The organism is Spirosoma foliorum, from assembly GCF_014117325.1.
GTDB lineage: Bacteria > Bacteroidota > Bacteroidia > Cytophagales > Spirosomataceae > Spirosoma > Spirosoma foliorum.
In genome coordinates, this window is record NZ_CP059732.1 from 1,130,027 (window position 1) to 1,150,933 (window position 20,907).

Consider the following 20,907-nt stretch of genomic DNA (forward strand, 5'->3'; position numbering starts at 1 on the left):
ATTATACCTCATTCAGACTCGCTACACGCGTTCCAATTTCACCGGGTACGTTCGGTTGGCGTTCCACTGGCAGACGTATAGATTATGGTCTTCGTCGACGCAAACATCGTGGCCGTGGTAGAAGGTGTTCCCATCCTGAAACAGCTGCTGTAGAACTCCATTCTTGTATTCCGGCTGGGTTCCGCCCGGATTCGACACCACGCGATTGTTCTTGTCCAGAATAGTCACGAAACCCGAATTGTCGAACCGTTTGCCTGTTTCTTTCGACTTCGACCAGCAAACGCCTGCGAAAATGTTCTCGCCGTTGATCACCGGACGGCAAACATAAGCGCCGGGTAGCTGAACAGTTTCGAGGTATTTGCCATCGAGGGTGAAGAACTTAAACGCGTTGTCTTCCCGAGAGGTACAGATAAGCTTTGGATTATTCGGCTGGCGTAAATCGACGGCCACACCGTGGGCATTGTTGAGGTTATGATCTGGATTGGCGTTGTTGTGGCCGCCAAAATGACGGATGTATTGCCCCTGATGATTGTACTGAATGATGTAATCTGAGCCATAACCATCAGCGACGTAAAAATCGCCGTTAGGAGCCACGGCGACTTCGGTTGGCATGAATTTCTGCTCCGGTTTATAGATGCCAATGGTTGACGGATGACCAATGCTGAAAATGAGACTCCCGTCGATCGTCGTTTTGAAAATCCCGCCCGACTGCGCATGCCATTTGTTGTCGCGTCCGAAAAAATAACCGCAATCGGTGATGAAGAGTGCATCTTCACCGCCTTCAGGTGCCAGCGTAAGACCGTGACCACCAGGGTAACGCGTGCCCCAGGAATCGAGCAGTTTCCCGGATTTATCGTATACCAGAATGTTATTCTTCACCTCATCATTAATCATGATCAATCGACCTTTCGAGTCTTTGACCATTTCGTGACAATTGAAAACAGGGGTTTTATCTGGATCGAGATTCCCCCAATTTTTATTGACCCGATACCGATAATCACCATGACCAATAATGTCACGATCTGTATTTCGGGCATAACCGATGAGGTTTACAGCCAATGAGCTGGCTGCCAAAGCGGTGGATTTCTTAAGGAAGGTTCTGCGGGTTTGATTCATGATACAACGTTTTAATGGAACACGTTTTTTTGTCATGCTGACGAAGGAAGCATCTTAAGGCATCATCATTATAAATTAGGAAAACGTAAGATGCTTCCTTCGTCAGCATGACAAAAACAATCTACGTTCTATATTTTACGCCAATATGCCTTTGACTAATTTCCCTTCTACATCCGTCAGCCGGAAACGACGCCCTTGAACTTCATAGACTAGTTTCTCATGGTCGATGCCCATCAGATGGAGCAATGTGGCTTGAAAATCATGTACATGCACAGGATTATGGGCAATGTTATAGCCAAACTCATCGGTTTCGCCGTAGGTGATGCCTGGCTTGATACCGCCACCCGCCATCCAGATGGTAAAACAACGTGGGTGATGATCGCGACCGTAATTGTCTTTGGTAAGTTTCCCCTGCGAATAATTCGTTCGGCCAAATTCTCCGCCCCAAACCACGACTGTATCGTCGAGTAAGCCGCGTTGTTTAAGATCCTGAACTAGAGCTGCCGATGCCTGATCGGTGGCTTTGCATTGACGGGCAATACCCTTTGGCAAGTCGCCATGTTGGTCCCAACCCTGATGATAGAGCTGCACGAATTTTACGTCTCGTTCCAGCAATCGGCGGGCCATCAGGCAGTTAGCGGCAAATGTGCCCGGATTTCGCGCTTCGGGGCCATACAGATCAAAGACCCAATCGGGTTCGTCAGACATATCATTGACTTCGGGAACGGACGTTTGCATCCGAAACGCCATTTCGTATTGCGCAATGTGGTTCGAGACGTCGGGGTCGCCATAGATTTCTTCCTGTACCTGGTTGAGATCTTTCAACGCATCGAGCATGTAACGCCGATCGGACGTTGTGAAACCCTTTGGGTTGTTGAGATACAACACGGGATCGGCACCGGAGCGAAACTGCACGCCCTGATGTTTGGACGGCAGAAAGCCGTTACCCCAAAGTCGCGCATACAGGGGCTGATCTTTAGGCGCATCGTTGGAGACCAGAACGATAAACGACGGCAGATTTTCGTTGGCCGATCCGAGTCCGTAACTGATCCAGGAACCAATACTAGGACGCCCGGCAAGCTGATTACCCGTTTGGAAAAACGTCAAAGCCGGGTCGTGATTAATCTGCTCCGTGTACATGGATTTGATGAAGCATAGCTCATCGGCCACCTTGCCTGTGTAGGGCATCAATTCGCTAACCCAGGCACCGCTTTTGCCGTGTTGAGCAAATGCATAGGGCGAACTCACCAGCGGTAACACCGACTGCTGGGCGCTCATACTTGTTAATCGCTGCCCTTTCCGAACCGACTCGGGCAGATCTTTGCCATGCATTTTCGTCAGAAACGGCTTATAGTCGAACATTTCGAGTTGCGACGGGCCACCGCTTTGGCACAGGTATACAATTCGTTTCGCCTTCGGTGCCCGGTGTGGAACCAACAATGTTGACTCAGGGCCGGGCGTTGAGAACAGATTGCGCGGCAACAACGAACCTAAGGCCAATGAGCCTAAACCAATAGAGGCTTTGGTTAGAAACGACCGTCGATTGAAGGTATCGGCCAGACTTTGTGTTAGTTTCTCGTTCATTGACTTTCCGTCAGTTGAGCATAGTCTTAGACTACGCTCGGGTGATATCCGCCGGGTGGCCGTTGCCATCTCCGACCGGTTTAATTATTCAGCCTAATTCCGGTCAGAGACCGGATAACGCTACGGCGTAGTCTAAGACTACGCCGAACAATGGGGTGTCAGTGGCCTGATTGTGCTGTCAGGTTCTTTAACCTGACAGCTGGTTAGGTTTCTCAAAACCTAATGACACGAGGTTTTAAGAAACCTCGCTGTGTCGGTTATAAGTAACCGACACCACAATACACCACAATCAACTCGCTCTCAATGCTTCGTGACGAACGCTTCGGAATTCATCACTGTACTCGCCACGACAGCACCAGCGGCTAGTGCCGGTAGGTCGTTAATGCCGGTTGATTTGTGTTCACCAGCCTGCAACCACCCATTCAGTTTCGCCGGATTTTTTCTGAATTTCTGGTATTCCTGTTCATAAAGCCGGGTCAGAATGGCTAGTTCCTTAGGTTGGGGTTTCCGGCTGGTTAGTAGTCGGAACACCTCGGTTAGCTCTTCGGGTAACGTTTTTTTCTGAATGAATGACCGTTCAGCGACGACTTTGGCAGCTTCCACAAACTGCGGATCGTTGAGCAAAATCAGGGCTTGTAAAGGCGTACTGGTTTTCTGCCGTTGGACTACACAATAGCTGCGGGACGGTGCATCGAACGTATTCATCGACGGGGGCGGATTCGTTCGACGCCAGAACGTGTACAGGCTCCGACGATACAAGCCTTCGCCTTTGTCCTGGTCGTAGGTCGCACTATTAACCGCCCATAAACCTTCGGGTTGGTAGGGTTTAACGCTCGGTCCACCCATTTTGGTAGATAGTAATCCGCTGGCTGCTAATGCATTGTCGCGGATCATTTCGGCCGTCAGCCGCGACATAGGTCCGCGAGCCAGCCAGGTATTTTCGGGATCTTTCGCTAACCCTTCACGCGTAACGCGGGACGATTGCCGATACGTAGCCGACATAACGATCAGCTTTTGCATGGCCTTTACGTTCCAGCCAGATTCCCTAAAGGTAATGGCCAGCCAGTCGAGCAGCTCGGGATGTGTGGGCAAGCCGCCCTGATTGCCAAAATTGTTGGACGATTTCTGAAGGCCCGTTCCGAAGTACGTTTGCCAATACCGATTGACAACTACGCGGGCCGTAAGTGGATTGTCGGGGTGAAGTAGCCACTTGGCTAAACCTAATCTGTTGCGAGGGAATTCTGGCGAATAGGGGAGAATACTAGCCGGAACATCTGGACGGACGCGTTCGCCGTGGGCGTCGTACACACCTCGCTTGAGCAAATAGGTCGGGCGAGGGGTTTTCATATCCTCCATCACCATAATTTCTGGAATATCTTCCACTACTCGATTGCGCTCTGCCCGAAGTTTCAGGAGCTCATCGCGCTGGTGCTGATAGGGCGCTGAGATATTCGCTAAGTAATACAGGAACAGGCTCTTGGGATCTGGCTGGCGGAGTTGGACGGGGCTGGTGGCTGCCGATGACGTAGGTAGGAGGGCTACTTCCGGGGCCGTAAGTTCGCGGGTATATACAACCAGCTCATCGACCAGCCCATTTTTGAAACCCGTTCCCCGCATATCGGCACCGACTTGCAAACCTGGCTGGTCTTTGCCCATATGTTTACCTTTGGGCCAGATAATGTCCTTGTACAGATTGTCTTTTTCGGTCACCATTGGGGCCTCTTTCCCGTCGATGTACAGCTTCAATCCACTGGCTTTGCTCGAACCATCGTAGGTCATGGTAAGCTGAACCCACTTTTGTTTGGGCAATACTTGCTGACTGACCTTAATGATACTGTTGTACGGCCAGGTGTGAGCCATTAGAAGTTCGGCTTTGCCATCGCGGATGTTCAGAAAGTAACCCCGGAAATTGTACAGAATATCCCCCTGGCCTTTATGCAGAATCACGCCTTTGTTTAGGTTATTTGGTATGTTCACCCAAACTCCAATTGAAAAAGGTTGAGCCCGATTAAAAACGCCTACCTGACCCAGATTCAGAATATCATCACCGTTGGAGTGGAAGGCTTGCCCAAACTTGCCTGCGGCCAGAACTGGCTCTAGTACAGTGCCTTTATCCGTTTTCGAAACCTCACTGACAAACTGCCCATTAACCAACTTGTCGAACGTAAATCGAGCCTGTAAACCCTTGCGCAAATCGACCGATACGTTCTGGTTTGTACTCGTCTGCCATTGAGTAAACGCTTTTTGTTCCGCTTGTTTTGTTAGCGTCAGCGCGGTTTCCGCCGTTTTAATTTTAGTGTCGATAAACGTGAGTAGGCTGTCCTGCTTTTTCTCCGAGAGGAGCATCGTCGGCACGGGCATGGCATCATCCCAGGAGATTTGTCCGGCTTCGTCTACGTTATTGAAAAACGCAAACAAACTATAATAGTCCTTCTGCGAAATCGGGTCGAATTTGTGATCGTGGCAACGGGCGCATTCTACGGTAAGGCCCAACATGGCTGTTCCCAATGTATTGGTTCGATCGGCCACATACTCCACCCGGAATTCTTCGTTTATGATGCCGCCTTCCGTATTTTGAGAATGGTTTCGGTTGAAGCCCGTAGCCAATCGTTGCTCACGGGTTGGCTGGGGAAGGAGGTCACCCGCCAATTGCCAGGTCAGGAACTGGCTAAACGGCTGATTCTGATTAAACGACTGAATGACCCAGTCGCGCCAGGGCCACATAGGCCGATAGCGATCAACCGTGTAGCCGTGCGTATCGGCATAGCGGGCCAGATCGAGCCAATCAACCGCCATTTTTTCGCCATAGTGAGGTGACTGTAGTAACCGATTAACAACCTTTTCGTAGGCATTGGGCGAGGTGTCGGCCAGGAAAGCGTCCACTTCCGCGAGGGTAGGTGGTAGGCCCGTCAGGTCGAGTGACACCCGCCGAAGGAGCGTTTCTTTATCCGCTTCGGGTGCTGGCTTTAGGCCTTTTTCCTCCATTTTGTGGAGAATGAAGTGATCGATCTCGTTTTTGGGCCAATGCGTATCGGTAACCGTCGGTAAGCTGGCTTTCTGGGGTTTAATAAGCGCCCAGTGGGGTTTGTATTCAGCGCCCTGTTCAATCCATTTGATAAGCACGGCTTTTTCGTAATCCGACAAAGCACGATTCGACGCCTTGGGAGGCATCATGTCATGCTCATCAGCCGTAATGATTCGATGGTAGACTTCACTATTGGCTAAATCGCCGGGAACAATGGCGTGTTTGCCCCTGGCTTTTTTCAGGGCTGCCAGAGCACCTTCGCGCGTGGCTAACTCCAGACCGGCCTTCTGGCTGTTTTTATCGGGACCGTGGCAGAAAAAGCATTTGTCGGAAAGAATAGGCTTTACGTGCAGGTTATAATCAACCGTTTCGGGGAGTTTATCAGCCAGTTTGGCAATCGCGGCTGGTTTTTCAACGTGATTACAACTTTGTAGCAAGCTAACGATGCAGAAGCAAGTCAGACTTGTGAGAACTAAAAAGAAAGGTTTTTTCAAACGGGTCGATATGCCATATCTCCAAGATATGGCATATCGACCCGTTTGAAAAAACCTTGAATATGAACTCTTGACCATCATTGCTATCAATTGGCTAATCAATAGCAAAAATAGGATTTAAGTAAGTGAATTTAAATACACAAATAAGAGGTTGTTTTACACAAATCCGACTATCGACCCATCCAGCCTCCATCGACTGTCAGGGTGGTTCCGTGTACATAGGCACCTGCTGCCGAAGCCAGAAAAACGACAGGCCCTTTGAAATCGTCGGGTTCGCCCCAGCGACCAGCAGGAATACGATCGAGAATGGATTTTGAACGATCGGGGTCGGCTCGTAAAGCTTCGGTATTGTTCGTGACAATGTAGCCCGGTGCAATGCCATTGACATTCACGCCTTTAGACGCCCATTCATTCGAAAGTGCTTTGACCAATCCGGCTACCGCACTTTTGCTGGCCGTGTAAGCCGGTACGTTGATTCCTCCTTGAAAGCTCAGTAAGGAGCAGGTAAATATGATTTTCCCCGAACCACGAGCGATCATATCCTTGCCAAATTCTCGGGCCAGAATAAACTGGGCATCCAGATTAACCGAAATAACTTTATCCCAGTACTCATCGGGGTGTTCTGCGGCTGGTTTACGCATAATCATCCCCGCATTATTGACCAGAATATCAATGGTATGGGTGGCTTTTACGTCGCTAATAAACTGATATAATGCGTCCCGATTTGAGATGTCCAACTGGTAACCGTCGAAGGTACGACCAAGGGCTGTAATGGCCTTTTCCGTATCTCCGCCTTTGATAACGCCCGTGTTCGACGTGCCAACAACATTGGCGCCCGCTTCGGCTAAAGCAATAGCCATAGCTTGTCCTAATCCGGTATTGCTGCCGGTTACTAACGCGGTTTTTCGGGCAAGACTGAACTGGTCTAAAAAACTCATTGATTAATCGATTTTGAGATAGTATGCTTTTTCGTTACGAGAAAATATGGGTAGGTGGGCAACTGCGTAATTGAGACATGGCACGGTAGAGGAAGTTCGCAACGGTCTGTTTACCAACCGCCATTACTTGTCCTATATCATCGTTTGAAAGGCCTTCGTAGAATTTAAGGAAGATAACTTCCTGCTGACGTTTGGGTAATTGAGCCACCGCCTGCCGAAGACTCTGTTCTCTATTGAGTAACATTTCTTCAGCAATCCACTCTGTTTCGGCTGTCAAACCGTCGGTAATGGGAATATCTGTTTCGATGCCCTCCTCGGTAGTCGAACGCCAGAGCGTCTCCCGTCGCAATTTTCGAAGCAGATTATTACGTAAGGCTTTGATCAGGTAGATAGTCACGTAGGGCGTCTCGGCAATGACTTGGCGTCGATTCCAAAGCTCCAGAAACAAGTCCTGTACGCAATCTTTAATCAGGTCGCGGTCTTTCGTAAAGCGGGTCGCATAGGTAAACAGCAGCCGATAACGGGCTTCGATTAGCCGATTGAATGCCTCTTCGTCGTCGGCTTTAAAACGAACCCAGAGTTGTGCCATCAGCACTTCATCAGAAGGAATTGATGGAGCCTTAGTCATCTTGTATGTAGCTAAAGTTGTTAAGGTTTTGGGGTATACGCCAGCCAAATGCTATCAGGAAATTAGTTGCCTTCACTAAGATTCGCTAGTAGTGTGAGAGGTTGCGTCTTTCCTGTTAAAATACAATTTTACTGTTATTTCTATAGCTGCCGTACTGAATTTGATGTAACTCGTGATTACGCCAAATTCTGGTTATTTTCTACTAACATACTTGCTTAGTACAACATATCAAGGCCTTTTCTTTGCAAAAAATGTCTTTTTGCATGCAATCGTTACCGCAAACGTTTGCGGTAACGATTGCATTGGGTGTGGCTATCTTAAAAAGATTAAAATTTTCTTTGTATAATTGCTAACGCAAATTAGGCTGGCAGCTTAGGTTTTTTAGAGCACAGCTAGCCTTGCCTTTTAAAAGTGCTATCTGCGCTAATCAATTGAAGTCCATGAAAAACACCCCGGTTACCATAAAAGACATTGCCCGGTCGTTGAACATTTCGATTTCAACGGTTTCGCGGGCATTGCGTGGGATGCAGGAAATTCATCCCGATACCCGAAAGGCGGTGATGCGGCTGGCGGAGGAACTGGATTATCAACCCAATCAGCTTGCCAAGAACTTAGCGAAAAGTCGAACCAAAACGATTGGGGTTATTGTGCCTAACCTAAGTTATCACTACTTCTCGGCGATGCTCAACAGCATTGAAGAGGCTGCTTTACAAGCGGGTTATAGTGTATTGGTTTGCCAGACGAATGAGTCTTATTTGCGGGAAACTACGAATATCCAGAACCTGCTGCGGAGCCAGGTGGAGGGGTTTATCATCTCGTTGTCGCGCGATACCGACAACTATGAGCACGTAGAACGCCTGGTGCGCAAGAATATCCCCCTCGTACTGTTTGATCGGTATGCGGAAAGCATCGACGTATCTAAAGTTATTGTTGATAATCATGCTGCTGCGTTCAAGGCCACTGAGCACTTAATTGAAAACGGTTGCCGACGGATTGGTTTTCTGGCCGGTCCAACTCAACTGGTCCTGAGTAATCACCGCGTGGCAGGCTATCGGGCGGCTCTGGCTAAGCACGATTTGTCGGTTGGCGATCAGTATGTGTTTCACTGCGATTATACGGAGGAGAATACGATTATGCAGACACTAGCCTTGATGAGTCTGCCGCAACCTCCCGATGGCATTGTTGTGATCAGCGATCGGATGGCCTACTCAACCATGTACGCGTTGAAGCAGAAGGGGTTGCGAATTCCGGAAGATGTGGCCATTGTGAGCTTCAACAATGAACCCGTTTCAGCCCTTTTTTCGCCAACATTAAGCAGTATTAGCCAGCCAATCCAGGAAATGGGGACTGAAACCGTGCGGCTATTACTCCGCGAACTGAACGCTACGGACACAATGGTTCCTAAAGAAACAAAGGTGATGGAAACACAACTGATTGTCCGGGCCTCATGGATGCGGCAGTTGTGAGTGATGGTGTTTATAAATGTACCCACGGGCTTCAGCCCGTTTTTTAGTATTCAAACACGGGCTGAAGCCCGTGGGTACAATCTAATTAAGTCATCAGCGTAATGCTAAGACCTTTCCGTAATGTATTATGAACTTCGGCTACTTGGTCGGTATGCCTGATCAGCGCGTCGATTTCTTCGGGCGATGCGTCGGAGGTTACCTGAGCGGTATAGGTAAAATTGGAACCAGGCTCGCCATCGCTACCAAATTCTCCGCTACAGACAACATCTACTCCTGTTATGGCTATGTTCCGCTTTCCGGCTTCCCGATAGATATCATTGCAAAAGCAGGTTGCTAACGAAAGTAGAAGCAATTCGCCCCCGTTGATGGCAGAACCAAAACCCGATGCTTTGACCGAAATCTGCATTTCTTTGGCCGAATCATTGGTTTGCACAACGGTTTTCTGCTGATTAAATGCGCTTTTTATACTAGCCGATAGTCTCATGAGAAGGGTAGTAAATCGGGTTCTACATAGGTTGTTCTGGCCAAGTCAGACGTGTAAATATCCAGTTGATAATGACAGGCTATCAGCTCTTTAAAGTTGTATTTTAGCCGGGGCAACTGCTCAATAAAATCCTGAAAGTTCGTGCAGTCAGATTTGTTGACGAAATGATTGACCGCTCGTATAGCCGCAACGGTGAGCGTTTGGTTGTACTTGTCGCGCGCCCCTAACGAGTCGACAAAACGGACTAGTTGCGTACAGATGTTTTCAATCGCCTGCTCAACACCGTACCGGGTCACGTGTATCCAGGCTAACCGTAAATGGGCTTCATGGCTAAACAGAGCTGGATTTAATTGACATAACTCGAATTGCTGCGCAAACTGGTCGTCATTGAGAGCATAATGGGATTCCATCGTACGGCTTATTTTTCTATAAGATGTCAACTTGGTCTAATCGACTGAAGATAGTTTTTCGACAGGATTAACAGGATAAAACAGGATTAAGGCTAATGTGAATAATGGAGGATTTACGAATAGAATTATACTAGTTTTTTGTCATCCCGACGCTAGGAGGGATCTTCGGCAACTGGTTATTTACCGAAGATCCCTCCTAGCGTCGGGATGACAAAAAACAATATTATAAATAGCTGATAATCAGTAAATAATTCAGATTTTATCCATTATTCACGTTAAGGCTAGAAAAGAAATCCTGTTTTGTCCTGTTAATCCTGTCGAAAAAAGAAACTCGTCTCACCTGAAATATATTTTTCGTAGTCTGCAATTTTTTCGTTCAGGCGTTTTTCAAGATAGGCATTTCCGCCTTTTAACTCATTCAGCAGGGTTATTGCTTCCTGTCTGTATTCACTTTTTTTCGCACTGCTCCAATAATTCGGTGGTACCTGAAGATTGGTTATGCGATCGGCTAGTTTTACCGCCCAAACTTCGGTCGAAAGTTCTTTTATACGCCTTAAGCTATCCGCCATTTTTTCTGCTTTGGGTAGCGCATCGTTTTTGGTTAGTGCCGAAACTCCCTTCGCTACCTCGATGCCAAATTCGGTTGCGATTTCATCAAAAGTAGCCGATGTATCCTCCAGAGTATCATGTAGTAAGGCTAGCTGGACGGCATAGTCCAACTGGAAGTTTGGCGAATAATGGGCGGCTACCAGAATTTCCATCGCCACATTGCTTAAGTGAACTACATAAGGCAGATTGCTACCCGGCACAAGCTGGTTTTCGGCTACGTGTTTTGTCGTGGCAAATTTGATTGCCCGTTGGTATAAAGACTGTATATCCATTCGTGCGGGGTTCACAGCTGACGTAGAATAATTATCAGGTCTGTTCGGTAAGAAATGACAAAGCTAACCGTTCAGCTACTAGACCAACCCAACTTTATTAGTAATCGGCTGATGTGTAGCTTGTTTCTAAAAGGAAAGCGTACAAAATCGCTGATTTCAGGCGAATGAATTCTGACCAAATGGTTTCAGAATCGCGGTTGTTAATAACCCAAAACTTGCCAGGGCAGCAATCGTTCTGATATTATTGACAAATTGCCATCGATTCCGAATCTCTTCCCAGTTGGCCGGGGCGGTTGATGGAGTCCAGCTAATAATCTGATTGTTGATCGGCACTTCAATGGCCACAGTAAGCACCAGCGTAATAACAAGAAGGGCGATTGACGCTAGCACAAAATAAAACTCTTTCGATTTTTTAGGTGCCATAAAATAGGCCGTCGCCGACAGCAAGGCAAGACAGGTTCCAGAGATAAATCGCATCGGCAGGGCGAGGTTTTGAACGCCCACGTTGGCAATATGAATCAACTCGTCTAGCGAAAATAGGTTGTACGAGCGGCTATACGATAACCAAACGCCCCAGAAAACGCCGATCGTAAGGAACATAACGAGGAGAGTGGCAAACTGCACGACCTTTGCTATTTTTAACTTCATTCGTTCTTTAAATCGCTTGCCCGAATGGTCGGTCTGGTTGTGTATTCGATCATCGGCCGCAAGCGTTTCTTTCTGAACCGACGAAGCATAAGCCACCATTTTTTGTTCGTAATCATCGAGCGCTGACTGAATGCTTGAGAATTTTCCATTAGTTAGGTTGTTCGTCAATAATAGCGCGTCTTTCAGTCCCATGTTGACCCCCAATCCACCAAATGGCGGCATTAAATGGGCTGCATCGCCAATAACCGTAATGCCCGTGTGTGGTGTTTGAATGGCATTGGCGTGGAAAACCCGTAATGGAAACCCATTGTAGGTATCACAACACGCAAACAGCTCGCTATAGATGGGATTCCAGTCGTTGAATAGCTTACACAAAAACTGCCTGATCGCCGATGGGTCTGTAAAGTCGAGGTGCGTGTCCTTAATCCACTGCTCCGATTGCCGGAAGGATACATAGAAACACAAGCTGCCATCCCCTCTATGCTGCATAAAAAATGATTTTTTATCTTCTACATCGGCCAGATTATTCTGCTTAAGCAATGCATAGATAGCGGGGCAATCGGCTTCCAAGTTTTGTATTTCTCCCTGAATAACATAGGTTCCTGTCTCTTCGGGAAGAGTGCTTGTAATTGCCTTCCGCGCCTTCGACATGCCGCCATCGGCTACAATGACTAAATCGGCCTCTGCTTGCGTATTGTCCTGAAAGTGCAACGAAAAAACATCGCCTTTTTTCGTTATTGAAACAACATGCTTATCCCAGACTACGGTTGTTTCAGGAATACTGTCCAATAGCATTTTTCGAAGAACAGGCCGGTCAATTTCAGGCTTGCTCTTGTCGGGCTTCATGGTCATCATTACATCGCCGTGCTTATTGCTGATAAGCATGCCGGTTGGGCGGGAATTCTTGTAAAATTCATCCAGCAAACCTGCCTGTTTCAATGCTTTTTGTCCGGTTTCTTTATGAAGGTCTAAAGTGCCACCCGAAATTCGGGCAGAGGCATCTTTATCGCGTTCGTAGACGGTTACAGGTACACCTTTCAGATGCAAAAGTCTTGCGGCTGTAAGTCCGACGGGGCCACCACCGATGATGGCGATTCGTTTTTTGTATACTAAGTTAGTAGCTATCATAATTTGTTAAATCAATAGGTATAGTGCAAAGGTCAGTGCCGATACTAAGATAAAATAGCTACTTTTAGCTAATTAATAGTCCAAAATCGTACAGAATGCTCTTCGAGTTTAATTCATCGGAAGGACTTGGCCTCATGGAGATGATTGCCCAATTATCAGGGCGTACCATTGAAAATGACGTACTTCAATTACCCGATACCATTGGGAAGGGCTATATCAGGCGAATTAAACTTGGGCCGTTGATGAGCATACTGATTCATCAATATGAACTGGCCGTAGAGGTAAGCGGTAAACGATTGGCGACCAAGTCGCGGAGCGATGTAATTACCTTTAGTTTCCGAAATGTAGTTAACCCGCAGCGAGGTGCAGATAACCGGGGGCAGTCAGTACAATTGTTTCCGTCGGTGCAGGTGAGTTCGGCAGATATGGATTTGGACCTATCGTTTCCGATCCACGCAAAAATCAATACGATTATCGTTAGCGTTCATGTTTCTTTGCTGAAAGAATTGATAAACCGAGATGACGAAAGTGTAGCTTTGAAAAACATTATTTCGGGTACGCAGCCGTATTTATACGAAGAAATTGTTTCGGCAGAAATGCAGGAAATTGCTAACAAGATAATATCGGCATCGGCACCTGCTGAACTGCAGAATTTTTATTGCAGAGTACAAGCCGAAGAGTTAATTTACTTATTCTTTGCTGAATTAATAAAGCGGGACAATACAAGCAATTATCCGATAAACGCTGCCGATATTAGACGGATTTATAGTATTCGGGATAACGTAATTTCGGACTTGTCGAAACCACCTAATTTGCCAGAGCTTGCGTACATTTCTGGTATGAGTGAGAGTAAATTAAACCGACTATTTAAGCAGATTTTTGGCAATACTATTTATAATTACCATCAGCGTCTGAGAATTAACGAAGCTGCTTACTTACTGAAAAATAAAGGTCTGTCGGTATCAGAAGCTGGCTATCAAATGGGTTTTGCCAACTTAAGCCATTTTACACGAATCTTTGAACGGTACATAGGCATGAAACCTAAGCGGTATTCGAGTATTAATTTACTGATAATGTTATAGTTGTATTTAAGTTATTTGTTTTTTGTCATTCCGACGCCAGGAGGAATCTCAAGATTCTCGTTTAGGGAGTTTGAGATTCCTCCTGGCGTCGGAATGACAAAAAAGACATTACTGTTGTCTTACTGTCCAAACTTACTTACTGCTTCTTCTATCGAGCTAACAAAATTTATTCGTCCCATTTTATTACTCTCAAAAATGAAATCATTTAGGCTTTTGCTGGCATAAGTAGTAAAATCGCCAACGATAGCGAGCTTGATTCTGAAATTTGAAAACGTTTGAAGTATTTCTCCTGCAACTTTCGTTTTTAGATCGAAAAAATCTGGCGCAATACTTTTGTTGTGAATAATCACATTGTCGAAGCCCTGATAATATAAGTTAGCAGCTAAATCTTTACCGTCGTCAATGTTTTTAATAAGAATATCCCTTGAAATAACCTCGGCAATTTTCAGGTCGTTTTGCTGGTGAGTTATAATTTGTAATTCCTCCATTTGCTTAGGTCAGCTTATTGTTGAATACGTTTCTTTCGTAGGCTGTAAAAGATACCAGCCAGTAGCCCCATCAGTCCACCTAAATAGCTAAAGTCGTGCATTATACCAACGAGAATAAAGCTCTTTCGGTCGGTCAGATTATCGGGAAACCACCAGTCTACGGCTATATCAGTTGCATATAATGTACCGTAAATGAATCCGGTAAGGCTGGTTAGGAAAGCAACAAAAATAGTTGCGAATAGGGCGTTAATGGTTATTCGGAACATCTGCTGGGCATCTTTATGAATGAAGCCGACAAGCCCCATAATAAGACCGACTAGCAAGCCCATCCACCAGGTTGCCAGGAAACCAACTATAGCAACGTCTATACGCAGATTTCGGAAAAGGACTTTGTCGTCCGAATCCATAAGACCAAATTGGTAAAACTTGAACTTGGTATAATACTCTGGTGAGATCGTGTAGGTAAGTTGATCGTGTACGATGCCATAAATCCCTGCCATGAGCGAGGCAAGTAGGGTGATGCGTAGTAGCGTCAACACTTTTTTTTTCGGCTGCTAACTACGGGTATCATGAGGTTACTGATAATGCTCTGCCGCCAGATGTTTTAATGGCTTCGGCAAGAATACATAATGTTTGTTGATTTTTGCACTAACTACTTATTAGTGATTTGATAATCAATAAAATAACTTGGCCAGACAGAACGGCCAGATTCATATCATCATCAAGCGATGACATGAATCTGGCCGTTCTAGTGCGTATCCGTTTTGCTATTTCTTCAAGGAAGGAAGCAGTTCGTCCAGGCCTTCCATAGCCATCGACAGCCCTTCTTTAAAGCCCATCTGTAGAGTGGCTTCCAGTTGGGCTAGGTCATCATAAGAAATGTTGATTTCAACAAGGGTTACTTCGCCTTTATCGGCAAAGGTTACGTCCCAGGCCGACCGTGGCCAATCTGTTTTCAGCGTACCATCTGGCTCGACAAAGGCGTCGAGACCTTTGAAGTTTTGTTGCGGTTGAATGTGCTGATAATCAATCCAGGACCAATGTTCCTCACCTTCTGGGCCTACCATCGCATAATGCCAATGACCGCCTTCTCGGAAGTCCATTGTTTTGGTTCTTGCTTTCCAGGGTTTAGGTGCCCACCATTGGTCCAGAATTTCGCTTTTGGTGTACGCGTCCCAAACTAATGGGAGTTCGGCGGCAAATTCACGTTTTACCGTGATGGTATTGTTGGCCTTATCTACGGAAAAATCAAATGCTAAGTTGGAGTTCATTTTCTGTCGTTTTTAAGTGTTGCTAATACATTGTCAAGTTCATTGAAGCGGCTTTCCCAGAGCTTTCTAAACTGGTCAAGCCACTGATCGATTTCTTTCATTTTGGTTAGTTCCAGCCGGTAATAGATCTCTCGGCCCTGATGGTCCTGCCTTACCAATTCGCACTCAACCAATATGTGGAGATGCTTGGATATCGCCTGTCGAGTTGTGTCAAAATGTTCGGCAATGGCATTGGGAGTCATAGCCTGAGAGGCAATCAGTAAAATAATGGCCCGCCTTGTTGGATCGGCAATGGCTTGAAAAATATCCCGTCTCATTGATCCCCTGATTTAATTGTGCAACTAACTGGTTGCAAATATACGCGCAACTAATTGGTTGTACAAGTGCTTTTGCTATTTTTTATCAGAATCAATAAATAGTACTTGTCCAATTTAGACTATAGAGACTCTCGGATTCGCCCGCGCGGTTGATTCTACTTGATGGTTTAGGTGTTGATTATCAGTATAGTTTTCCTCAAATTGAGGCTAGCAGCACCCGTTGCCCATGATGCAGATAAATGCGAAGCGTCGACAGTTTGAGCAGGACAAAATCAGTGTTTTGCGTGCTCTTTTTTGGATCGAATCGTTCTCAGATTGGCCAGATTTTGACCTGTATGGCGACTATAGACAAGGTGTTTGGGTTGCCCTATAACTTGTGAGCCATAGATACCCCGATGTCCAGAGAAGAAATAGGCCATCACACAGGCAATGGCAACATATGGCCCACAATCTGCTCCAAACAGTTCTATCGCCATCAGAATACAGGCCAAAGGGGTGTTAGCCGCACCCGCAAACACCGCAACAAAACCCATCCCGGCTAGTAGCCCAGTAGGCAATGGAATGAAAAAGGAAAGTGCATTGCCTAGTGTAGCGCCAATAAAAAACAGCGGTGTGACTTCTCCGCCTTTAAAAGCTGCCCCAAGCGTTAAAGCGGTGAACAGGATTTTTAAGGCAAAGTCATACGGTGGTAACGGCGTTGTAAACGAAGCCACTATAGTCGGAATACCCAGGCCGATGTACTTGGTTGTCCCCAGCGCAAAAACTGCCAGCGCTACCAGTGCTCCGCCAATTACCGGACGAAGGGGTGGGTAAGCCACCCGCTTTTTAAAAAAGCTGCTGATGGAGTGAGTGAGTGTACTAAATATGACGGAGCAACCGCCGAAAAGAGCCCCTGCCAGCATGGCCCACAACACATGGGCAACCGTGAGCTGAGGCACAACGGGAATGTGATAGTGAGTGTGCCCAACACCCCAGGCACGAGTAGTCATGTCTGCGAAAAAAGAAGCTGCAAAGGCCGGAAACAGCCCGTCGTATTGGACTCGACCAAGTAAAAATACTTCCAGCCCAAAGATGGCCCCGGCCAAAGGTGTTCCAAATACTGAACCGAATCCGGCTGCAATACCCGCAATCAGCAACAAGCGCCGATCTCGTGGACGCAGTTGGAAGAGTCTGGTGAACTGATCGGAGATAGACCCACCGATTTGCAGAGCCGTACCTTCGCGACCTGCCGATCCGCCGAACAAGTGAGTAGCAATCGTACCGATCAATATGAAAGGTGCCATTTTTAGCGGAATGATCTTTGATGGCCGGTGAATGTTAGCCAGCAGTAAATTATTCCCCGCTTCTATATCCTGGCCTGCGTAGTGATACAAAGCACCGACTAGAAACCCGGCCGCGGGCAACAGGGTAATGACCCATCGATGCGATTCTCGCCAGGCAGTTGCCCAATCGAGCGAAACCAGAAACAAAGCTGATGCGGAACCAACTAACAGCCCGATAAAGGACGACAGTAGTAGCCATTTGACCAGAAAAAATAAAATGGGTTGCTTCCAGAAGAGTAGAGCAAGCGGACGTGGGATACGAAAACGAGATGATGACATATAGCAGTACCTATTAGAACGCTGAACCAACGTTTTGATCTAATAGGCGCCATCATCCCCACAAGAGGGCGGTTGGGTCAGGAAGACACCATTTCCTGTAACTCTACACAAAGATAAACGCTTGCCAGTAACCTCGCAAATAGATCGTATTGAAAAGTAAACCGCGCTTACCTCACAATCAAAGAGCGTGTGAGGCAAGCGCGGTAGCTCGTTTTTAGTTATTGAGGAAGTGAAGTTTTCGTTTGTACCGCGCTATTCACCAACGGGTTGCTAATTCTGCGATCCACTTTTGCCCGAGCTATAAAGCTGGTTGAACAGCAATTTAAACGTACCCTGCGATTGTGCCCGGAAGGTAATTTCTGGCCCGAAGGCGTAGAATTTACCCGCGCCAACTGGGGCCATAAAAGCGGCCACACCATCCTGTAGATAAGATTGTCCCCAGGCCCAACCACTGTGCAGCGGTTTGTTGGTGGCAAACCAGGTGAGGGGCGTTACTAGTCCTTTGGCAATAGCTTCTGGCGCTAGTTTAAATACTGGACTGGCATCGAAATAGACATCCGTTAACGTCGACAGACCATAGGTCGCCTGTTGAGTCGAATCCAGTGTTACCCGCAATACACTGCCCGGTATGTAGAATTTCTCGTTCGGCAAGGGGCGCTCGGTACCGGCAGCCGTCATTTCGGTCAAGGCGTTTTTAACGGGCAGTTTCAGGTGGTACGCCAAGTTGGTGCTGGTGCCAATCGTAACGACTGATCCGCCTGCTTCCAGGAACGCTTTGATCTGCGGAATCGACTTGCTAGCGGTGATTTTGCCTAGCCACGGACGATACTCGGCTGGAATTTCATCGGCTTTCGGTTCGCGTCGGGCGGCAAAACCGGATGCTTCGTTTTCGCGCCCAGCGGCAGGAATGGCTTGCGTTACAAAAACAATGACGTCGAATTTCTTTTTCAAATCGCCCGCGTCAATGTCCTGAGCATAAATCACGTTCATCGGGAAATGATACTGCTCCATCAGCCAACGAACCCAACCCGACGGCATCGACCCGCCGTAGGTGTCCCACAGCACAATGCGCATGGGCGATACTTTGCTCATTCAATGTGGTTGGCTTTTTAGCCACCCCCGTCATTTCGATACCCAAATCTTTAGCTGATTTGTCCAGCAGGGATTTGGCTTTGGCCGAAGCGGGAACGAAGAACGCCCCTGATTCTACGGTCGATTTGCCACCCACACCATTGGGCAAACGGAACACATCGATACCCGACGCCAGCAGGTCATTGATGGCGATGAACGAGTTATTGGCTTTGGCACTCAACAAATAACCACCGCCCGCAGCCCCCGTTACATGACCTTTGGGCGATTGAAGTTCACCGTAAGGCAGTTTCTTGAAGGGGCCATCAAAGCCATCCAGAACCCGGTCAAACTGAACATTCATCAGGTAAGCCAGCGTCCAGCCAGCAGCATCGTATGGTTTGAGCGGAGGACCGCCTGGATACTGAAAATCGTTGGGATAGTCCTGCGGTTCAAACATATCCAGCACGTGTGGCCGGAACGCCTGATCTGTTTTGACCACATAGGAGCCTGCCAGGTACTTCTTGCCCGCTACTGTAAAATCGGCAGTTGCCTGCTGAACTTGTATACCATTCTTCATCAGGGCATTAATGAACGTAACGGCCGTTGCAAAATCGGGCTGATTGACCGGAATGATGAACCCACGAGGGTCGCGGAGACTTGGGGCTTTTACGAGCGAGTCATAATAAGCCGTGGGAATGTCGCCAGCCCGTGGAATTATCTCGCCGGAAGTTCGGCCAGTGGAGTTGTTTTTTCGCTGATCGGCCTGATAAATGGGCGTGATAGAATTAATGCGTTTAGGATACAGCGTCCAGGAATCTTTGCTGCCTCGTTCAATGGAGTTTTTGCCCATCCGATAAATACCGTACAATAGTTGATCGTGTTGACGAGCGGCATAATCCAGTACAGCGTAATTGAGTGAGAGCGAATAGTCGATGGATTGCTTAAAATGCCATTTCTGTGGGGTGATCGGAAAGGGCGAATTCACATTGGGAATTAGTCGGTCGGGGACGAGCGGGATAGCTTCGGGCGTTGGGTTACCAATGATTTCAGTCAGCAACCCGATCATGTTGTGGAAGAGCGTCGTCGAACGCAAACCGCCGTTAAACCAGTTCGAATAAGGTGTGCCCGTCAGGCGTGTGTAGCCTGGTTTGTTCTCCGTATTCAGGCGGTTGATCATGGCCGAACCCAGTGCATCCATGCCCGTTACGGTCAGCGGATCAAGTACGTAGTTGAACGGATCGCGTAGGGGAGGGCCCGCTAGCACCGTACCCGTTGGCCCGCGTTGGTGGTGATTATATAGAATCTGGGGAATCCATTCGACAAACAATTGCCGGCCAATATTCTGCGTTTCTCGCTGATTCATGATGAAGAAGTCGCGGTTGTTGTCGTGCCCGATGTATTTCTGATACAGTTTCGGCAGAAATTCCTGCGTACGCTTCTCCGGGTTCGTCTCACGCATGTACCAGTTGCCGACAAGTTCGTGCCCATCGGGATTAGCATGGGTAAGTAGCACCACGACGTTGTCCAGTATCCGCAGCGTTTCAGGGTCTTTGCGGCTCACCAATTGCCAGGCCGTTTCAATGAGCTGCATAGTCCCAACGGTCTCTGTCGAGTGAAGTCCACCGTCAATCCAGACCACGGCTTTCCCTTCGTTCGCCAAAGCCTGCGCCTGCTCATCGGTGAGATTTTCGGCGTGGGCGAGCTGCTGGGAAATCTCCTTGTATCGAGCTAGTTTCTTGATATTCTCGGGCGAGGAAACAACCAGCATGTACTGATGGCGACCTTCGGCGGTTAGCCCAATATCGATTAGCTTAGTTCGATCCGAAGCCGCTAACTTCTTGAAATACGCTTCGGTCTGCGTGTAATTCGAGAGCTGATAATCATCGCCAATATTGAAACCAAAATGCTCCTTGGGCGATGGAATTGTCTGTGATTTCCCAACTGTTTGACTGAACAAGAAGAGGGCAATACTCAATTTGAAAAGTTTGATCATTAGAGAGGAGGTGTTAAGTAATGCGATGGCGCGAACGTCTTCGTTCGTGCTGACTATTCTTCGGCCTCTGGCCGATTTGCTAGTAACTTATTCCGGCCAGAGGCCGGGAATAATCAGCACGAACGAAGACGTTCGCGCCATCGTTGAGCGTAGTATTCACATAGTCAAGCTACAAAAAGCAAACCGCGCCCTGCATCATATCCAAAAGGAGTGTGACACCGGACGCGGTTTTTCGTTTTTAGTTATTGAGGAAGTGTAATGTTATGTTAGTTTAGTGAGCGA

The 20,907-nt window shown here is 47.5% G+C and carries 18 protein-coding genes and 1 riboswitch; of the genes, 3 read left to right on the forward strand and 15 right to left on the reverse strand.

Translation table 11 applies throughout. From position 1 onward, the window contains the following. Positions 1-21 precede the first annotated feature (21 nt). From H3H32_RS04640 to H3H32_RS04660, 5 genes are all read right to left on the reverse strand, one after another. Positions 22-1,116, reverse strand: a complete 1,095-nt coding sequence (locus H3H32_RS04640) for an NHL repeat-containing protein (RefSeq protein WP_182461500.1) — start codon at positions 1,114-1,116, stop codon at positions 22-24. Positions 1,117-1,251: 135 nt separating this feature from the next. Next, positions 1,252-2,700 carry a DUF1501 domain-containing protein gene (locus H3H32_RS04645; protein ID WP_182461501.1) on the reverse strand — a complete coding sequence of 483 codons (1,449 nt, stop codon included), beginning with the start codon at positions 2,698-2,700 and terminating at the stop codon, positions 1,252-1,254. Positions 2,701-3,000: 300 nt separating this feature from the next. Further along, positions 3,001-6,162 (reverse strand): DUF1553 domain-containing protein, encoded by a 3,162-nt coding sequence (locus H3H32_RS04650; protein WP_240543657.1) that lies wholly within the window; start codon positions 6,160-6,162, stop codon positions 3,001-3,003. 227 nt (positions 6,163-6,389) lie between these two features. Beyond that, entirely contained in the window at positions 6,390-7,157 is a 768-nt protein-coding gene (locus tag H3H32_RS04655; RefSeq protein ID WP_182461502.1) for an SDR family NAD(P)-dependent oxidoreductase, read from the reverse strand. Between the two features lie 34 nt (positions 7,158-7,191). Beyond that, positions 7,192-7,785 (reverse strand): RNA polymerase sigma factor, encoded by a 594-nt coding sequence (locus tag H3H32_RS04660; protein ID WP_182461503.1) that lies wholly within the window; start codon positions 7,783-7,785, stop codon positions 7,192-7,194. 440 nt (positions 7,786-8,225) lie between these two features. On the opposite strand from H3H32_RS04660, the gene H3H32_RS04665 reads away from it, so the two are divergent. After that, complete coding sequence (locus H3H32_RS04665; protein WP_182461504.1) at positions 8,226-9,251, forward strand: LacI family DNA-binding transcriptional regulator; 1,026 nt, start codon at positions 8,226-8,228, stop codon at positions 9,249-9,251. An 85-nt stretch (positions 9,252-9,336) separates the two neighbouring features. On the opposite strand, the gene H3H32_RS04670 is transcribed toward H3H32_RS04665, so the two are convergent. From H3H32_RS04670 to H3H32_RS04685, 4 genes are all read right to left on the reverse strand, one after another. Further along, positions 9,337-9,735: an OsmC family protein gene (locus H3H32_RS04670; protein ID WP_182461505.1), complete on the reverse strand. Its 399-nt coding sequence runs from the start codon at positions 9,733-9,735 to the stop codon at positions 9,337-9,339. After that, positions 9,732-10,145: a hypothetical protein gene (locus H3H32_RS04675; protein WP_182461506.1), complete on the reverse strand. Its 414-nt coding sequence runs from the start codon at positions 10,143-10,145 to the stop codon at positions 9,732-9,734. Before H3H32_RS04675 ends, H3H32_RS04670 begins: the two co-directional genes overlap by 4 nt. 308 nt (positions 10,146-10,453) lie before the next feature. After that, on the reverse strand, positions 10,454-11,041 hold the full coding sequence (locus H3H32_RS04680) for an HD domain-containing protein (protein ID WP_240543658.1): 588 nt from the start codon (positions 11,039-11,041) through the stop codon (positions 10,454-10,456). A 141-nt stretch (positions 11,042-11,182) separates the two neighbouring features. Continuing rightward, the gene (locus tag H3H32_RS04685) at positions 11,183-12,802 is read right to left on the reverse strand and encodes an FAD-dependent monooxygenase (RefSeq protein WP_182461507.1); all 1,620 of its coding nucleotides are present in this window, start codon (positions 12,800-12,802) and stop codon (positions 11,183-11,185) included. A 95-nt stretch (positions 12,803-12,897) separates the two neighbouring features. Between H3H32_RS04685 and H3H32_RS04690 the strand changes: the two genes are divergently transcribed. Then, positions 12,898-13,884 (forward strand): helix-turn-helix domain-containing protein, encoded by a 987-nt coding sequence (locus H3H32_RS04690; RefSeq protein WP_182461508.1) that lies wholly within the window; start codon positions 12,898-12,900, stop codon positions 13,882-13,884. A 119-nt stretch (positions 13,885-14,003) separates the two neighbouring features. Here the strand turns inward: H3H32_RS04690 and H3H32_RS04695 are convergent, their stop codons facing one another. The 6 genes from H3H32_RS04695 to H3H32_RS04720 all read right to left on the reverse strand — a co-directional run bounded on the left by H3H32_RS04695 (position 14,004) and on the right by H3H32_RS04720 (position 20,625). Further along, positions 14,004-14,372: a DUF4180 domain-containing protein gene (locus H3H32_RS04695; RefSeq protein WP_182461509.1), complete on the reverse strand. Its 369-nt coding sequence runs from the start codon at positions 14,370-14,372 to the stop codon at positions 14,004-14,006. A gap of 14 nt (positions 14,373-14,386) precedes the next feature. Beyond that, positions 14,387-14,872, reverse strand: coding sequence for a hypothetical protein (locus H3H32_RS04700; protein WP_182461510.1), 486 nt, complete (start codon positions 14,870-14,872; stop codon positions 14,387-14,389). 267 nt (positions 14,873-15,139) lie between these two features. Further along, on the reverse strand, positions 15,140-15,643 hold the full coding sequence (locus H3H32_RS04705; protein ID WP_182461511.1) for an SRPBCC family protein: 504 nt from the start codon (positions 15,641-15,643) through the stop codon (positions 15,140-15,142). Then, the gene (locus H3H32_RS04710; protein WP_182461512.1) at positions 15,640-15,960 is read right to left on the reverse strand and encodes an ArsR/SmtB family transcription factor; all 321 of its coding nucleotides are present in this window, start codon (positions 15,958-15,960) and stop codon (positions 15,640-15,642) included. The genes H3H32_RS04705 and H3H32_RS04710 overlap by 4 nt, the downstream gene beginning before the upstream one ends. A gap of 272 nt (positions 15,961-16,232) precedes the next feature. Next, on the reverse strand, positions 16,233-17,561 hold the full coding sequence (locus tag H3H32_RS04715) for a voltage-gated chloride channel family protein (RefSeq protein ID WP_182461513.1): 1,329 nt from the start codon (positions 17,559-17,561) through the stop codon (positions 16,233-16,235). A gap of 36 nt (positions 17,562-17,597) precedes the next feature. Continuing rightward, a riboswitch (Fluoride riboswitch) is annotated at positions 17,598-17,666 on the reverse strand. An 856-nt stretch (positions 17,667-18,522) separates the two neighbouring features. After that, positions 18,523-20,625, reverse strand: coding sequence for a M14 family metallopeptidase (locus H3H32_RS04720; RefSeq protein ID WP_374191817.1), 2,103 nt, complete (start codon positions 20,623-20,625; stop codon positions 18,523-18,525). On the opposite strand from H3H32_RS04720, the gene H3H32_RS04725 reads away from it, so the two are divergent. Continuing rightward, entirely contained in the window at positions 20,618-20,884 is a 267-nt protein-coding gene (locus H3H32_RS04725) for a hypothetical protein (protein WP_182461514.1), read from the forward strand. The genes H3H32_RS04720 and H3H32_RS04725 overlap by 8 nt on opposite strands. The last annotated feature ends 23 nt before the right edge of the window (positions 20,885-20,907 follow it).

Bases quoted from the DNA above. Each gene is read 5' to 3' on its own strand.
- H3H32_RS04710 (WP_182461512.1), bottom strand. From the start codon at position 15,960: ATGAGACGGGATATTTTTCAAGCCATTGCCGATCCAACAAGGCGGGCC.
- H3H32_RS04685 (WP_182461507.1), bottom strand. From the start codon at position 12,802: ATGATAGCTACTAACTTAGTATACAAAAAACGAATCGCCATCATCGGT.
- H3H32_RS04690 (WP_182461508.1), top strand. From the start codon at position 12,898: ATGCTCTTCGAGTTTAATTCATCGGAAGGACTTGGCCTCATGGAGATG.
- H3H32_RS04695 (WP_182461509.1), bottom strand. From the start codon at position 14,372: ATGGAGGAATTACAAATTATAACTCACCAGCAAAACGACCTGAAAATT.
- H3H32_RS04665 (WP_182461504.1), top strand. From the start codon at position 8,226: ATGAAAAACACCCCGGTTACCATAAAAGACATTGCCCGGTCGTTGAAC.
- H3H32_RS04705 (WP_182461511.1), bottom strand. From the start codon at position 15,643: ATGAACTCCAACTTAGCATTTGATTTTTCCGTAGATAAGGCCAACAAT.
- H3H32_RS04660 (WP_182461503.1), bottom strand. From the start codon at position 7,785: ATGACTAAGGCTCCATCAATTCCTTCTGATGAAGTGCTGATGGCACAA.
- H3H32_RS04720 (WP_374191817.1), bottom strand. From the start codon at position 20,625: ATGATCAAACTTTTCAAATTGAGTATTGCCCTCTTCTTGTTCAGTCAA.
- H3H32_RS04715 (WP_182461513.1), bottom strand. From the start codon at position 17,561: ATGTCATCATCTCGTTTTCGTATCCCACGTCCGCTTGCTCTACTCTTC.
- H3H32_RS04640 (WP_182461500.1), bottom strand. From the start codon at position 1,116: ATGAATCAAACCCGCAGAACCTTCCTTAAGAAATCCACCGCTTTGGCA.
- H3H32_RS04675 (WP_182461506.1), bottom strand. From the start codon at position 10,145: ATGGAATCCCATTATGCTCTCAATGACGACCAGTTTGCGCAGCAATTC.
- H3H32_RS04645 (WP_182461501.1), bottom strand. From the start codon at position 2,700: ATGAACGAGAAACTAACACAAAGTCTGGCCGATACCTTCAATCGACGG.
- H3H32_RS04700 (WP_182461510.1), bottom strand. From the start codon at position 14,872: ATGGCAGGGATTTATGGCATCGTACACGATCAACTTACCTACACGATC.
- H3H32_RS04655 (WP_182461502.1), bottom strand. From the start codon at position 7,157: ATGAGTTTTTTAGACCAGTTCAGTCTTGCCCGAAAAACCGCGTTAGTA.
- H3H32_RS04670 (WP_182461505.1), bottom strand. From the start codon at position 9,735: ATGAGACTATCGGCTAGTATAAAAAGCGCATTTAATCAGCAGAAAACC.